The organism is Salipaludibacillus neizhouensis (assembly GCF_002886185.1).
GTDB classification, from domain to species: domain Bacteria; phylum Bacillota; class Bacilli; order Bacillales; family Salisediminibacteriaceae; genus Salipaludibacillus; species Salipaludibacillus neizhouensis.
Genome location: NZ_KZ614146.1, coordinates 1,547,870 through 1,563,246, shown reverse-complemented (window position 1 = coordinate 1,563,246; position 15,377 = coordinate 1,547,870). Strand labels below are relative to the sequence as shown.

Genomic DNA, 15,377 nt, shown 5'->3' with positions numbered 1-15,377 from the left:
TTCTAAAAGTCTGTTTAGAACTTAGACTCCGGATCATAATATTCATCAACATTTTCTTTTGTAACTTGCGTAGCTTCTTTGACTACCATTGTCTCTTCAGGTTCTTCGCCTTTAGCGATATCTGCTGCGATCTGTACGCCGTCTCTAACCATAGTTGGAGAATACAGGAAGGTTGCTGACATTAAGCCCTCATCTTGTATATCTTCAAATACAGCTTTAGCTCCACCGGCACCAGTGACAAACTGAATGTCATCCCGTCCAGCTTCTTTAATTGCCTGAAGGACACCTAACGCCATTCCGTCATCTTGGGTAAATACGGCATCAATTTCCGGCTGCGCCTGCAATATATTTTGCATCACTTCTAAAGATGTTTCCGTCGAAAAGTCGCCGCTTTGTGAAGCAACAATCTCGATGCCTTCTTCTCCTTCCATCGCTTCCTTGAACCCAGAGCCTCTTTGATTTGTTACAGAGCTTGGAGGGCCTTCAATTTCAACTACTTTACCTTCTCCATTTAATTGTTCAATAAAGTATTTACCAGCATTAATGCCGATTCCTTCATTATCCCCTTTGACAACAACATCGGCCGCATCATTTTCAAGTTCACGATCTACAATCACAAGAGGGATCCCAGCATCTTTAATTTTCTGTCCTACTGGAGAAAGTGCTGCTGATTCGATAGGAAGCATAACAATCACGTCAACACCTTGTGAAATCAAATCATCCACATCATTAGCCTGAGAGTTCGGATCTGCTGCATTTGTCATAATATAATCAATGCCTTCACTTTCTTTAATTTCTTTCGCCTGTTGTTCAGCATTATCAATGAGAGCACCCATCCATCCGTGAGTAGCATCCGGCAAAGAGATACCAATTACCAAATCGGTTGCTTCTTCCTTAACATTATTTTCCCCAGCGGTATTCTCGTTAGCTTGATCTGTTTCTTCGACATCACCACCACTATCTTCGTTTCCACCACATGCTGTAAGTACAGTTACTACAAATAAAAACAGAAACAAAATCAGTAATTTCTTCATAAAAAATTCACCCCTCCGTCTTTTTTTAGGCCGCCCATTGATGTAACCGTTCACAACTAAGGCCAGCGCTCTACTATTAAATCTTATTAATAACAGAGCGCTATTCTTAGCCAACGTTTAACCCAGAGTAGATTCCCTAATCACTAATTCATGATCAAGAATTACATTGTCAACATATTCTCCTTTAATTTTATTAATCAGCATATTCGCTGCAACCGTACCCATTTTATACATTGGTTGCGCAACAGTTGTTAATGTTGGCTGCGTCATGTTAGAAAACTCAATTTTATCGAATCCAATGAGAGCCATTTCTTCAGGAACTTTTAGCCCACGACTGTTCAATTCTTTTAAGGCACCAATCGCTAAAAGGTCTGACACAGCAAAAACAGCAGTCGGTTTCTCATCTTGCATCAAAATTTTTCTCATAGCCTGTTGCCCATTTTCAAACCCCAATTCCTGCGTATAATAAATCCAATCCTCGTTAACCACGATATTTTGTTCCTTTAAAGCTTTACGATAACCTAGCTCACGCTGACGAGCATAGAGGTACCTTTCATCTGAATTCATAAGTGCTATTTTTGAATGACCGATTTTCAGTAAATGTTTCACTGCTTTATAGGCTGCTTCCTCGTTGTCAATGGTGACATACGGGATACCACTATCTACCACGTATTCACTGCACTGAATAATAGAATATGATTCTGCAAGTTTTGTTAACGACTCCACATTAACTGCTGGATCCATGGAAATAATTCCGTCAGTCATTTTATTACGAACGAGATCAAAATAAATATTTTCCCTTTCCGGTTTTGAATCCGTCTCACATAAAATAATATTGTAACCATTTTTAATTGCTGTTGTTTCAATGCCATTAATTATTTCGGAATAGAAGGGATTTGATATTTTAGGTATGAGCACTAATAATAATCGACTTTCCGAATTTCTCAAGTTTCTTCCTAACATACTAGGTTCATAATTAAATTGTTTAATTGCAGCTTCGACTTTTATTCTCGTTTTTGGAGTCACCGTATCTTGACCATTCAACACTCTGGACACTGTAGCTACGGACACCCCAGCATGTTTTGCAACTTGATGTATATTAGCCATTTTGAATGTCCCTCTCCCTCCGATTATGTAACCGCTTTCAACTTTATAGTAATGGATTACATTTTTATTGTCAATGTTTATTTATTTATTGACAAAAACATTGATATATAGGGAATTAATTAAAATGTAACGGATTACAATTTATTAGAAATAAAGGGACGGTTCTCTGCCTCCTTGAAACGTTCAAAGAAGCAGAGAACCGTCCACTTGGTCCCCTATACTATTATTCGTTTATGTTCCTTTAAGAAAATTATTGTGAAGAAAAAGAGTGATGCTCTCATCGTATGTCCACTCGGAAAACTATAGCAAGTCATTTCAAAACTACCATGGAATGTTTCAATCGCTCGTTCAGCACCAGGCAGCATCTCTAAAATACTTTCTATTTCTATACAACAGGGCTAACACCAACACGAAAACGGAACTCGCAATAAATTCTATACTACCAAGTGTTGTAAAACCAATCATGATAAAATCTGTGGATGTCGTCATCACATTTCTCCCATTCACACAATTAAAAGGGGAACAATTTCCGCTTTAGTTTTCAAAAGCTTGAATACCAAAAACAAAGTGAAGCACTAAAAAGACAACAACCATCATTATTACCCCTATAACTAATCCTCTTAATGCTTCACTAACTCCGTCATCATATTTCTTAACAGATTTCATTTCACCATTCTCCTTTTAGGTAGGATTTAAAATGAGTAACCACTAACATGTTTCATGTGATTGCATTCATCTACATGAAATTGCATTTCTTCTAAAACTAAGAACCTTTGTATTATCAACATTCACTTCTTTTTATTTCCTTTTAACGGAGCCTTTATCTCTAAAAACACAAAAAACCTTTACCGAAGTAAAGGTTTTCCACAAAATAAAAGACCTTTACGCAATGTAAAGGTCTTGCTAACAACTTTTTCAGTCGCCAATATAGCCGGGAGCTTTCACTCCGAAATGACGACTATATTGTAAAAGCTACTCCCCTTTAGGAGATTATGTATGAAGTTTGTAATCTTATCATACGTGCGATTTAAAATTAAGTCAATTTATTTTTTAACAGATAAAAAAGTTTAAGGTGACAACTCTCTTGACGCTTTCTTGGTGGCGAAATCTCACGCTGTATTTAAGAAAAACTGCATTGCAATCTTTAAAAATCTTTTATTCTAATTTGGTGAATTTGTTGCTTAGTTATTATCGAAGGTTGTTTGGTAAGCCTGAGGAGGCTTGGCGGTTCATCCACGGAAAAGCGAACAGATTCAGTCCAACAGAAAAAATACAACTGAAATATAATTCTGAATTCATTGTTAAACACATATAAATAAAGCCAACAAGGTAAGCCATCCTTATGGTTCCCTTTCCTCTGATACGGGTGAGTTTGTCTTTAGGGAATTCGATGAAAAAATTGTTTTTTCAAAAACGTTAGCTCAACATCTCAAGCTAAAAGACAACAGGCTTTACTATTTTCATTCGAATGAAAATTTGCTTCGTCAAAAAGTATATCAAATTATTGCTTGATATTCCTAATATGATGCCGCGGCTCATTTGAAAAAAGATCCAGTGTTCACACAAATCATTGGCACCGATGCGTTAACTTCTCAACCTAGTCTATCCCGTTTTTTTCAGACGGTTTGATCATCATCGCTCCCTACAGCTGGAGTATATCACCCTGAAATCAGCTTTTAAAAATTCAGTGTACGACCAAGGGAGTAGTCTGCCCAAAAACTCAACTATTCTAAGCAGTCTTTATAGGGAACGTCAAAAAGTAGCGAAATCATCATGATTTTTCTTAATGGAACAAGAAAATGTGTGATTTCGGTTATATTCATAGTTGAACTTGTAAGTATGAATAATTCAGGTAATTTTAGATATTAAATCTATAACATTTCAGCCATTTTGCAACCTCAAACATAACACCTCTCCGCCTCCTTAAAAACTTCTATCACATACCAATGTATGAAGCTTTCTTGAGGGTCGTAATCTGGACCAGCGAGCAGATTTCTTTTCCGTGAAAATTATGAGCCAATCGTCAAAACCTTGGGAGCCGTTGACTTCTTCTGATACGAGTAGTTTTCTAGATGAATTGATAGTGAGTACGCCACTGGCCCTTATATTTGCACTTTTTAAAAATTAAATATTCATACATGCCATGTCTACATTTGTTTTTACATCTATTCCTCTGCAGATTTTTTCGAGATTTCCTTGATACAACAATTGAAAATTAGCTCCTTCTATTAGCTCGTTCGATCTAATAAGTGAGGGTGGTTTTTTAAAATTTGCAATCTCACATTCTTGCAATACGGTTGCAACAAATTGGGAACAAAAGAAAGAGTATTTCCTATTCATTCGTTTGTTTAGAATTAGTGCAAATAACCCTAATAAATTATAGCGATAGAGATGTTTTTTCGCTTCGATTTCTTTTATAAAATATTCCATTCTTTGAAGCTGATCACTAGTGACACTACAACTATAAATAGTACATCTTGTTTGATTGAAAATATTTCCGTGCATATTCTTTTTGACGAATCCACCGATAAATGGATGCATGATTATAGGGGTCTTTCGTGTAAAACTTAATCATTCTCGTAAAAAATGTCCCAGTATCTGTAAGGAGTAAATATACCTGTCACAACAAGTGAAATTGGATTAATATCAACGAATCCCTGCAGCCATGTCGGCAGAGTCCCCCCACCCTTTTAATTAGGTTCTGTTATCGTTATATGTTGTTTTTGAAGAATTCCCGCTTGCTTTCCGTGGACGATCGCGAGCCTCCTCAGGCTTTTTGAGAGCCTTGAAATAAAAATAGTATTACTAGGCCCCCTGCAAAGAATGTTCTCATTAATATGGACATACTCCTAAAGGGAAGGAGGGGGATTCATGGAAAAAGTGTGTTTTTATTCATTAGTCTAGTCGTAATTGCAGGTATTTTTATAGGGGTATCAATGACTTTTAGTTCAAAATCAAATGAAAAAGAATCAAAAGATGTAGTATAGGAAGTGCCTGAAGAAAACCTTGGAGATTCCAATGTTACTAATGAAGAATTAAGAACTTTAGTAACTATCAAAGAAATATTACAAAAAGATTATGAGGAAATAGGAGACATAGTAGCCGATTATCAAGAATTAACTACTGTACGAACTTCATTAGACAGTTCTGAATCGAAGACAGAAGATATCGCACATGCAATAGAAAAAGATGGTGAAAATATCTTAAAATCCAAAGAACTAAAATCAATATCTAACATTGATTCTTATGAAATTAATGTTAGATATAAGGACGAGAAAGTTTAAAACTAAGTAAAATATTGAATGCCTCTAAATTTTGAACCTTTTGGGGACATTTTTATATCCTTTTGTAAACCTAGTTCTCTTCCGCTTTTCCAAAATGCTCGATCACGTCTTCTTTTGTGGGAGAGTTACTTTCCGAACTATGTTATAGAAAATTTCTTAGTACCAACGAAAACTTCATCTGCACAAACTTCCCTAGTATTTAAGCCGCAACGGCATTACGCGTATGTATCTTCTAAGATCATCTGGTTTCCTTCCTCATCCATCAATTTCACATCTTCGGTTACATATTCTTCCGCCTCCCTCGTTACATTTACTTATAAGGGAGAGAATTATACAATAGACATACTATTAAGTTACATTCTAAGAGAATTTCGTAATGAGTCAAAGGATAAATATCTCCCCTGCCTCATAAACATAAGAATTTTAAAGTTCAATCCTACCAACAAGTCTTCCATACTTATAATAATAATACTAACTTGGTGACAGATACGACCAGCCAACTACTAGGAGAGTGCCCTATGATTCGACCTTCGTTAGCAAATAATATTATTTCAGAAGTTAGAAATCTCATTGATGAAGATTTAATCGTCGTTGATACCAACGGCATCATTATTGCTAGCACTGACGAAAATAGGATAGGTACATTTCATGAAGGTGCTCTAACCTGCTATAGTGAACGCAACAAAATCATTATCACGAAGGAAGACCAACGTAAATTAACTGGTGTGAAGGCAGGAATTAACCTTCCAATTTTCTTTCAAAAACAAATTATTGGCGTTATTGGTATTACCGGAGAACCTAGTAAAGTTTCTCCCTACGGTGAATTATTAAAAAAAATGACCGAACTACTCATTAAAGAAAGCTATTATTCCGAGCAACTAGAATGGCACTCACGAACGCTTGAGGCATTTGTATTTGATTGGATTCAACAAAAAGAATGGTCCACTTCCTTTTTGAACCAATCTACATTATTAGACGTTAATTTATCGATTGATAGACAAATCATTATTGGCCACTATTCACGTACAGAAGATGATTTTAATCAACGAAAAATATGGAATGACATCATTCAAACCATTGTTCACGATAAAAATGATATCTTTGTCCGTTGGGGAAACGAACGCTTCGTTCTATTACGAACAAGAAAAGGGAATGAAAAAAGGCAAAGTATGCTTCACTTTATTGAACAATTGCAAAGGTATTTAAAAGAAAAGTATAATAAAACCCTGTCTTTTGGAATTGGTCAAATGGTCTCTTCTCGTGAAATCTATCGATCTTTCGAGCAGGCGGATCGGGCGTTAGCAGTGGCTATACGTACCCAATCGATTGTTTTTGAAGACGAGCTTCGTTTAGAAATGTGCTTACAAGATATTAAAAAACATACGCGCAATGAATTTGTTCATCGAACCATTGCCCCTATTATAAAAGATATTGAGTTAATGAATACAATTAGAGCCTTTATTGTTCATAATCAATCGTTTAAAGAGACAGCATCCGCACTACATATTCACATTAATACGCTTCACTATCGATTGAAAAAAATTGAAAATGTAACGGAGTTAAATCCACGTGAATTTCACGACATGGCAACACTCTACCTCGCCGTTACATTTTTAGATGATCATCTAAAAAACCAGGGATGAAAACCCTTAAATTCTAGCTATATATCCATAGTTTATCATCCTTTTTTTTCTTATGATTAAAGGTAAGTTATAAATATTGGAGGATGATGAACTATGTTATCACAGGAAATAAAATTAAAGCTTATACAAATCGTTGGTCCTGAAAACTTTGATGATACCAAAGTAGGAAGACTTGTTTATTCCTATGATGCAACACCAATGTTTCAATCTTTACCTGATGGAGTTATCGCTCCAAGGAATACAGGGGAAGTTTCCTACATTGTGAAACTATGTAATGAACGTAGGATCCCGATTGTCCCAAGAGGCTCGGGCACCAATCTTTGCGCAGGAACCTGTCCAACAGAAGGAGGACTCGTTCTTCTTTTTAAACATATGAACGCTATCTTAGAAATTGATGAAGAAAATTTAACCGTGACCGTTCAACCTGGAGTTATAACGTTAGACATGATCCATGCAGTGGAATCGAAAGGTCTATTTTACCCGCCCGATCCAAGCTCCATGAAAATTTCAACTTTAGGAGGAAATATTAACGAAAATTCCGGTGGCCTGCGTGGTCTAAAATACGGCGTAACACGCGACTACGTAATCGGTTTAGAAATTGTCTTAGCTAACGGAGAGATTATTCGCACAGGTGGTAAGTTGGCAAAGGATGTTGCTGGCTATGATTTAACTCGCTTAATGGTCGGCTCTGAAGGAACGCTTGGGATTATAACTGAAGCGACTCTGAAGCTCATTCCCACCCCTGAGTCTAAGATGACAATGCTCGTTCATTATCAAGACATTGAAGCAGCCGCCAAATCTGTCTCCACTATTATCGCGAACAAAATAATCCCTACCACGCTTGAATTTTTGGATCAACCGACATTAAAGCTTGTTGAAGAGTATTCTCAAATTGGCTTACCTACTGACGTGAAGGCTGTGCTCCTTATTGAACAGGATGGACCAATCAAGGTGGTAAAGCAGGATATTGAAAAGATGTCTCGTTTATGTGTGCAAGAACGTGCTGTGTCAGTAAAAATTGCAACATCAGAAGAAGAAGCAGATGGTTTGAGAACAGCAAGACGAACGGCTCTTTCTGCTTTGGCTCGCTTTAAGCCAACGATCATTTTAGAAGATGCGACGGTGCCTCGCTCTGAGGTAGCCAAAATGGTCATAGCTATCAATGAGATTGCTGAAAAGTATCAGCTTAATATTTGTACTTTTGGCCATGCCGGTGATGGGAATCTTCATCCTACTTGTTTAACAGATGTTCGAAATCACGAAGAAATTGAACAAGTTGAAAAAGCGTTCGAGGAAATTTTTATGAAGGCAATTGAGCTTGGTGGAACCATTACAGGAGAGCACGGTGTTGGCACCGTGAAAGCTCCTTACCTTGAATTAAAGCTTGGTCAGGCAGGGATTGCTGCCATGAAAGCGATTAAAGACTCGCTTGATCCAAACAACATTATGAATCCTGGAAAAATGTTTGCCAAAGATTCGAGAAAACGAGTGGTGGTGACAACATGACGACTACAAAAGAACGAGAAACCATTCAATGGCAATTTAAAGAGCGACTGAGTGACGATGAATTATTAAACTGTATGCGCTGTGGCTTTTGCTTACCTTCATGCCCGACTTATATTGAGTCCGGTTTTCAAGAATCCCATTCACCAAGAGGACGGCTTGCTGTGATGAAAGGAGTAGTCGATGGCTTCATTGAACCTGATGAAGATGTTGAACGCTCCCTTAATATGTGTCTAGGTTGTAGAGCTTGCGAACCCGTTTGTCCGTCAGGCGTGAACTATGGTCATTTACTTGAGGAAGCACGTGACGTCATTAATCAAAATAAAAAGCACTCTTTAGTCGTTCGTACGGTTCGTAAAGCTGTGTTTAAAGGACTATTTCCATACCAAAACCGCGTGCAAGCAGTCACAGGCTTACTCGGCTTCTACCAACGGTTCGGTTTACAAAAAGTCGCACACAAAAGTGGCATGATGAAACTGTTCCCCGACAGTTTGTCGACGATGGAAAAAGTTTTACCGCCTGTTCCTAGCTTGAAAGAAATGAAAAATCGACCAAGCTATCTTCCAGCAAAAATACCTGTTAAAAAACGAGTCGCATTTTTCTCAGGTTGCATAATGGATACGATGTTTATGAGAACGAATGACTCGACAATGAAGCTATTACAGCTAGCAGGCTGCGACATTGTCATCCCGAGTAATCAAGCGTGCTGTGGTGCCCTTCATGGTCATAGTGGGGAAAAAAATGGAGCAAAGGAGCTCGCAAAACGTAATATTCTTGCATTTGATGAACTTGACGTCGATTATATCATCACAAATGCAGGAGGATGTGGTGCCTTTTTAATGGATTATGACCACCTTCTTAAAGATGAGCCAACATGGGCGTTACGTGGAAAGGAGTTTTCAAAAAAATTAAAAGATATTTCTAGTGTTCTGATAGAATTAGAGTTTGATAAGCAGATGTTATCCCTACCCGATCAGGTGATTACGTATCAAGACTCGTGTCATTTACGAAATGTGATGAAAACGGAAGCCGAGCCTCGATTGCTGTTAACTGCGATTCAAAACACAGAGTACCGTGAAATGAAGAACGCCGATCAATGCTGTGGTTCAGCGGGCACCTATAATATTGTGGAATCCGACATGTCGATGAAAATCCTGGACTCCAAGATGAAAGCAACAAGGGCAACGGAAGCAACAACCATCGTCACGTCCAACCCAGGTTGCCTATTGCAAATGAAATTAGGGATCGAACGTGAAGGATTATCAGATACCCTTCGTGCCGTTCATATTGCCGATCTACTCCTTGAGGCAGCACAAACTTCTGTTGGTGAAATGGAACGATAAATCGAGTCTTCTATCAGTTCTACAATAATTTCTAAAAGTCAGCACTTTCTTTTTAAATTAAGGTAATGAGAATCCCCCTTGCTCAGAATGAAGAGAAAATCTGCGCCTTCGGTTACTCGTCGCAAGTTTTTGATAAGGGGGTCCTTGGTTTTGCTTTTCCGCTCTCGCACGGTCAGACTGGACCTCCGCCCGTCGGCTCGTTATGCTCTATCGATATTATTTGATAGTAGTAAGTTTGTGAACTAAAGGGATAATCAGTATTAAGATTAGAAATAGCCCCCATTACTGGTGGCCATTTTTTCTTCTTTTTAATAATCGACGCAACAACCTGTGTGTCATTCACTCATGTTGTTTAGAGATCATCGTTCGAAAAACCGCATCCATAATCATTCATAATTAATCCCAGTACCATATGGATATAGTACACCCTCATCAAAATCTGGGATTGTAACAGGAAGTTGACCTGTCGGATTATTATCTCCAAAAATCGTATCCGCTGTTGCTTGGAAACTAGCATCTCTAAATCCATACTGTGCTAAATACGCATCAACGTCTGGATAACCAATAATATCGTACGGATTCCGGATTCCTACGCCAACTACATCCTCTTTCATATCAAGAATTTGATTAAAAACGTGCATATTTGCATTTCCTGGTGATCTACCTGCGACATTAAACGTATATGAGCCGATAATAACTTGATCAGCGTTTTCAATCAGTGCTTCTTGATCGCTGGTTAATTGCCGTTGTGAACTAAGAGATATCGTTGTCACATTATCGTGGTGTTTCTCTATCGCACTAGTTAATCCAGCTATGAAACTAGTTCCAACCACAACTACCTCATCACTGTCCTCTAAGCTAAGTGGTAATACATCGTCGTTTTTTACCATAGTGATTGATTTTTCAGCTACTTCTTGTTCTATTGCTCGATGAACATCAGACCCAATGGTTTGTATAGCATTTTCCAATTGTTTTTCTCGGTCTATGGTCTCTTCGGTTTTGAAAATACCTCTTTCAACTTTTAGTGTGAGAATACGTTTAACAGATTGATCAATTTCTTCTAGCTCTATATCACCATCATTTACTGCATCAAGAACGCCCGTCACAACTGCTTCAAGGCCAACAGGCATAAGGATAATATCTGCTCCCGCATTGATAGCTCGTATCGCGGCATCTACAGAACCAAAATGATCAGTGATAGCATTCATATTCATGGCATCTGTCATAACAACACCTTCATATCCCATTTCATCTCGCATTAAGTCTGTTAAAACTTTACGAGATAATGTTGCAGGGATTGAAATTTCAGTCCCATCTTTTTGTGAAATAGCTTTGCTTCCGTCAATTTGTGGAAATGTTACATGGGCTGTCATGATCGCATCAATCCCATGATCCATCGCTTTTTGAAATGGATATAACTCTACATCTAGTAATCTTTCTTTATCATGAGGAACTTCCGGTAATCCTAAATGAGAATCCACCGCAGTATCTCCATGCCCTGGAAAATGTTTGGCTGTCGCTGCGATACCATTTTGCTGTAATCCCTTTATATAGTTCACACCCATATTTGCTACCAACTCTGGATCTTCGCCAAACGAACGTACACCAATAACTGGATTGTCTGAATTGTTATTCACATCCACAACAGGTGCCAAGTTTGTATTAATACCTAGTGCTGACAATTCTGCACCAATAACGTCACCTACCTGAGTAGCCAATTCATTAGAACGTGTCGCTCCTAAAGCCATGTTCCCTGGCATATGAGTTCCAGTCTGAAGTCTTGTAACAATACCACCCTCTTGATCTATGGTTACTAATAAGCCAAACTTATCTGCAGTCTCTTGATAATCGCTTACAAGATTACTAGTCTGCTCAGTGCCAACAACATTTTCAGCAAAAAGAATCACCCCACCAAGGTGGTATTCTTCTACTAATTCCTCAATCTCTGGGAGCATTTCAGTTACTGCTTCTCCATTATAATGGCGGAAGTCTGGCATCATCATTTGCCCTATTTTTTCTTCAATGGTTAAAGAATCCAAAGATCTATCAATAACTTGATATCTATCGCCACTTTCTTTCAATACTTCGATTAAATTGGGTGAATTTCCACTTTTACTTTTTTGAGCCGGATTTGCTTTATTGTGTAATCCAATGCGATCTGTATAGTTCCCATCCGTGACAGAAATAAACGTCCTCCCTCTTTGACCAGTAAATTCAATCCTTCCGTTATCATCAACAGTTGCCACATTGGTGTTTGACGATTTCCAATTCAACCCCAGTGAGACTTCTGTAAAATGGCCTTCTTTGTGTAAATAGAGCGCTTTCAATTCCGTTCCTTGATCTGAAAATTCCGGATCTACCTCAGGTATATTTTCGTAAATAATCAAATCATTGACCGTACTTTCATTAGTGGCTTTTGAGGGCTGCACCCCCACCAAAATTTGAGAAATCATTAACACGGTAATAAGCAAGGAAATCTTCAGTCTCATAATACTCTCCCTTCTATTATCACTCAATAAGTAGCTGTTACTTTTCATTTTCACTATTCCGCCCATTAGTGTTTGGATGTTGATCAATAGCATTGACTACTTTGTCAACAACCTCTTGCCTCCATGGATTAATGGAACCTGCTGTTCGTGTCGGATGAACCCTATTTGTTAGCAAGATGACGATAGCCTCTCGTTCCGGATCAATCACGAATGAAGTTCCAGTAAATCCTGTATGACCGGCCGTAACTGGAGATGACATAGCACCCATGAACCAACTCCGATCTAAATGCCAACCTAATCCTTGAGCAAGGCTAGATTCATTTGTGATTTGATTAGTGAGCATTTCAGATACTGTATCTGTCTTTAATATTCGAGTTTGCTCGTACTTCCCTCCGTTTAAGATGGTTTGTGATAGGATCGCAATGTCTTTTGCAGTACTAAAGATACCAGCATGACCTGCTACCCCATCTAGAGAAAAAGCATTCTCATCATGAACCGATCCCCATACCATTCCACGGTCTAAATATGGTTGTGGCTCCGTAGCAGCTATTCTGGACTGTATGTCAGACGATGGATTAAACATTGTATCGTTCATACCAAGCGGATCCGTAATGCTGTTGAAAATATATTCATCCAATGATTCTCCCGATACCGTTTCGACAATTTTCCCTAATACTATTAGGTTTAGATCACTATAGCCATAAGTCGTTCCAGGCTCATTAACTGTTTCGGCTTCATAAACCGTTTGTATTCGTTCCTCTATCGTTTCATATGTGTATATAGGTAACCATGGCGGTAGTCCTGACGTATGGGTCAACAAGTGTCGGACTGTTATACTATCATCGTTTAATTCTGGTATATAGCTTGTCACTGGTTCATCTAACTCGATTAATCCTTTTTCTAATAACTGCAAACTAGCAATTGAGGTGAAAATTTTCGTTATTGAAGCCATATCATAGATCGTATCCTTCTTGGTAGCCAATCGTTTTTCCAAAGGAAGTAACTCACTGGTACTCGCATATTTTAGGGCATCCCCATAAGCTTCATGTTTGACAATAGTACCTTCTTTAACTACTAATGCTACTGCACCAGGGTACATGTCTTCCTCCATACCAGATTGAATGACATCATCGATCTCATCTAAATAAGTTGGCAACATTTGAACTTTTTGAGCATTCCCTTCACTTAATGTATTTTTTGGTTTCCCTGCTCTCTCCCATGCTTCTGCCCATTCGGGCGGGGTGGCGTGAGAGGAGAAGAAACTAGGTATTGTATCTTCCAAATGTTCTCGTTCTATAGGTAATTGAACGGATTCCTCAGCATGAGAAAGCTGCTGCGGGAGCGAAAAGGAAACGACAAGCGTCATACATAATAAGCAGAAAACGGCTTTTCCTAACGTAAACATATATTCCTCCTCCTTCATTAGTTTAATAAGAGACCTCCTGATTGATATATGGGGACTATCTTTTAAATCAACAGGACGCTCACTCTATAAGAGAATGTTCAAATGTTGCCTTTTTGAACATCCTCTATAAACAAAATCAGAAATTATTTAATATTTTTCACTCAATTGCCCCTTAATTGTTGCTTGGTGGGTTATCTCCTTGTCCTGGGTGACTTTTACTACCTGGTGATCTGCCTTTATTGTGTTCTTCGTAAAGAATATAACCTTGTCTTAGATCTTTAAAATCATCTAAACTAGACTGCCAAGAATTAATGATTTCTTCTACAGGTTCACCATCTAAGATACTTTGACGAGTTTCACCATTTCCGATTAAATTATCAAAGAAGAAGCTCCCCCATGGGTTTGTAAATTCAAAGTCGTCTGGATATAAATCTTGCAAAGTTGCTAAGATATGCAATCCGGTTTCAACGGGCTTAAACTGATCGCGATCATCAATATGAATTTGAACCCCATTCGTTAGTTCACCCGCATGCTTAGAAAAAGCTGGAGTGAATGAAGCGGCACGGAATGTTACACCCGATAAACTAAGTTCATTTAATGTAGCCGCTAACTCAGTTGAGTCCATGTATGGTGCGCCAATCAACTCGAATGGCCTAGTCGTTCCTCGGCCTTCGGAAGCATTCGTTCCTTCTATCAATGCTGCACCTGGGTAAACGAGCGCTGTATCTAATGTTGGCATGTTTGGTGATTGAGGAACCCAATGAAGCGGTAAATCATCATAGTGCATCCAACGCTCCCAGCCATCCATTTTCACGACCGTCAAATCTGCGCCAATCCCAAATTCATCATTAAATAAATAAGCTAATTCTCCTACCGTCATACCATGACGTAATGGAATCGGATACATACCTACAAAGGACTCAAATTCTGGATCTAGGACTGGTCCCTCTACTTTATCGCCCCCGATAGGGTTAGGACGATCAAGCACTACAACCGGAATATCATTTTCTTCAGCAGCTTCCATAACATAGGCCATAGTATAAATGTAAGTGTAGAACCTGGTCCCTACATCTTGAATATCAAATAAGAGAACCTCCACATCTTCTAGCATATCTGCTGTTGGTTTCCTTGTTTCCCCATACAAACTATACACCGGAAGGTCAGTGCGGTCATCAATGTAAAATTTCACATAGTCACCCGCTTGAGCATCTCCCCGAACTCCGTGTTCAGGTCCATATAATGCTGTTAAATCAACTTCCGGATGTTCAAAAAGAAGATCAACTATGCTGTTTAATTCTTGATCTACTCCTGTTGGGTTCGTAACAAGACCTACTTTTTTTCCGCTTATTAAATCTATTTGATCTTCTAGTAAAATATCAATCCCAAGTGAAAAATCATCACCTTTGTTTCCTTTATTACTCTGAGGTTGACCAGCAAAAGCAGTCGTAACGAATGACATCAGTAATACGATGGACAGAATAACTAATAACTTTTTATTCATGTTAACCTCCTTTTGATTATAGCACCTAAAAACATCTGTAAATAAGTGACATATTTGTGTAATAAACC

12 protein-coding genes and 1 pseudogene are annotated in these 15,377 nt (G+C 38.3%); 5 read left to right on the top strand and 8 right to left on the bottom strand.

The genetic code is table 11. The annotated features are described in order from the left end of the window. Window positions 1-14: 14 nt before the first annotated feature. The 4 genes from CEF18_RS07465 to CEF18_RS26805 form a co-directional block, all read right to left on the bottom strand. The gene (locus CEF18_RS07465; protein ID WP_110935882.1) at window positions 15-1,034 is read right to left on the bottom strand and encodes a substrate-binding domain-containing protein; all 1,020 of its coding nucleotides are present in this window, start codon (window positions 1,032-1,034) and stop codon (window positions 15-17) included. 117 nt (window positions 1,035-1,151) lie between these two features. Continuing rightward, entirely contained in the window at window positions 1,152-2,141 is a 990-nt protein-coding gene (locus tag CEF18_RS07460) for a LacI family DNA-binding transcriptional regulator (RefSeq protein WP_110935881.1), read from the bottom strand. 348 nt (window positions 2,142-2,489) lie between these two features. Beyond that, window positions 2,490-2,630 carry a hypothetical protein gene (locus CEF18_RS25805; protein ID WP_183041118.1) on the bottom strand — a complete coding sequence of 47 codons (141 nt, stop codon included), beginning with the start codon at window positions 2,628-2,630 and terminating at the stop codon, window positions 2,490-2,492. A gap of 45 nt (window positions 2,631-2,675) precedes the next feature. Then, a complete protein-coding gene (locus CEF18_RS26805) occupies window positions 2,676-2,807 on the bottom strand; it encodes a hypothetical protein (protein WP_259457934.1) in 132 nt (43 codons plus the stop codon). A gap of 645 nt (window positions 2,808-3,452) precedes the next feature. Between CEF18_RS26805 and CEF18_RS07450 the strand changes: the two are divergent. After that, window positions 3,453-3,758 (top strand): annotated as a pseudogene (locus CEF18_RS07450) (transposase); the annotation flags it as partial. Window positions 3,759-4,265: 507 nt separating this feature from the next. On the opposite strand, the gene CEF18_RS07445 reads toward CEF18_RS07450, so the two are convergent. Continuing rightward, window positions 4,266-4,682, bottom strand: coding sequence for a hypothetical protein (locus CEF18_RS07445; RefSeq protein WP_110935879.1), 417 nt, complete (start codon window positions 4,680-4,682; stop codon window positions 4,266-4,268). Between the two features lie 449 nt (window positions 4,683-5,131). Here CEF18_RS07445 and CEF18_RS07440 point away from each other — a divergent pair, with 449 nt between their 5' ends. From CEF18_RS07440 to CEF18_RS07425, 4 genes are all read left to right on the top strand, one after another. Continuing rightward, window positions 5,132-5,425, top strand: coding sequence for a hypothetical protein (locus CEF18_RS07440; RefSeq protein WP_110935878.1), 294 nt, complete (start codon window positions 5,132-5,134; stop codon window positions 5,423-5,425). A 518-nt stretch (window positions 5,426-5,943) separates the two neighbouring features. Beyond that, window positions 5,944-7,068 carry a CdaR family transcriptional regulator gene (locus CEF18_RS07435; protein WP_110935877.1) on the top strand — a complete coding sequence of 375 codons (1,125 nt, stop codon included), beginning with the start codon at window positions 5,944-5,946 and terminating at the stop codon, window positions 7,066-7,068. A gap of 93 nt (window positions 7,069-7,161) precedes the next feature. Beyond that, complete coding sequence (gene glcD / locus CEF18_RS07430) at window positions 7,162-8,574, top strand: glycolate oxidase subunit GlcD (RefSeq protein WP_110935876.1); 1,413 nt, start codon at window positions 7,162-7,164, stop codon at window positions 8,572-8,574. Then, complete coding sequence (locus tag CEF18_RS07425) at window positions 8,571-9,914, top strand: (Fe-S)-binding protein (RefSeq protein ID WP_110935875.1); 1,344 nt, start codon at window positions 8,571-8,573, stop codon at window positions 9,912-9,914. Before glcD ends, CEF18_RS07425 begins: the two co-directional genes overlap by 4 nt. Before the next feature lie 386 nt (window positions 9,915-10,300). On the opposite strand, the gene nagZ is transcribed toward CEF18_RS07425, so the two are convergent. From nagZ to CEF18_RS07410, 3 genes are all read right to left on the bottom strand, one after another. Further along, the gene (gene nagZ, locus CEF18_RS07420) at window positions 10,301-12,403 is read right to left on the bottom strand and encodes a beta-N-acetylhexosaminidase (protein ID WP_110935874.1); all 2,103 of its coding nucleotides are present in this window, start codon (window positions 12,401-12,403) and stop codon (window positions 10,301-10,303) included. 37 nt (window positions 12,404-12,440) lie between these two features. Next, entirely contained in the window at window positions 12,441-13,808 is a 1,368-nt protein-coding gene (locus tag CEF18_RS07415) for a serine hydrolase domain-containing protein (protein WP_183041116.1), read from the bottom strand. 172 nt (window positions 13,809-13,980) lie between these two features. Then, window positions 13,981-15,309, bottom strand: coding sequence for an exo-beta-N-acetylmuramidase NamZ family protein (locus tag CEF18_RS07410; RefSeq protein ID WP_110935872.1), 1,329 nt, complete (start codon window positions 15,307-15,309; stop codon window positions 13,981-13,983). Window positions 15,310-15,377 lie beyond the last annotated feature (68 nt).

Excerpts from the sequence above, each read along its gene's own strand:
- CEF18_RS07465 (WP_110935882.1), bottom strand. The coding sequence starts at position 1,034 with ATGAAGAAATTACTGATTTTGTTTCTGTTTTTATTTGTAGTAACTGTA.
- CEF18_RS07460 (WP_110935881.1), bottom strand. The coding sequence starts at position 2,141 with ATGGCTAATATACATCAAGTTGCAAAACATGCTGGGGTGTCCGTAGCT.
- CEF18_RS25805 (WP_183041118.1), bottom strand. The coding sequence starts at position 2,630 with ATGACGACATCCACAGATTTTATCATGATTGGTTTTACAACACTTGGT.
- CEF18_RS26805 (WP_259457934.1), bottom strand. The coding sequence starts at position 2,807 with ATGAAATCTGTTAAGAAATATGATGACGGAGTTAGTGAAGCATTAAGA.
- CEF18_RS07445 (WP_110935879.1), bottom strand. The coding sequence starts at position 4,682 with ATGCATCCATTTATCGGTGGATTCGTCAAAAAGAATATGCACGGAAAT.
- CEF18_RS07435 (WP_110935877.1), top strand. The coding sequence starts at position 5,944 with ATGATTCGACCTTCGTTAGCAAATAATATTATTTCAGAAGTTAGAAAT.
- glcD (WP_110935876.1), top strand. The coding sequence starts at position 7,162 with ATGTTATCACAGGAAATAAAATTAAAGCTTATACAAATCGTTGGTCCT.
- CEF18_RS07425 (WP_110935875.1), top strand. The coding sequence starts at position 8,571 with ATGACGACTACAAAAGAACGAGAAACCATTCAATGGCAATTTAAAGAG.
- nagZ (WP_110935874.1), bottom strand. The coding sequence starts at position 12,403 with ATGAGACTGAAGATTTCCTTGCTTATTACCGTGTTAATGATTTCTCAA.
- CEF18_RS07415 (WP_183041116.1), bottom strand. The coding sequence starts at position 13,808 with ATGTTTACGTTAGGAAAAGCCGTTTTCTGCTTATTATGTATGACGCTT.
- CEF18_RS07410 (WP_110935872.1), bottom strand. The coding sequence starts at position 15,309 with ATGAATAAAAAGTTATTAGTTATTCTGTCCATCGTATTACTGATGTCA.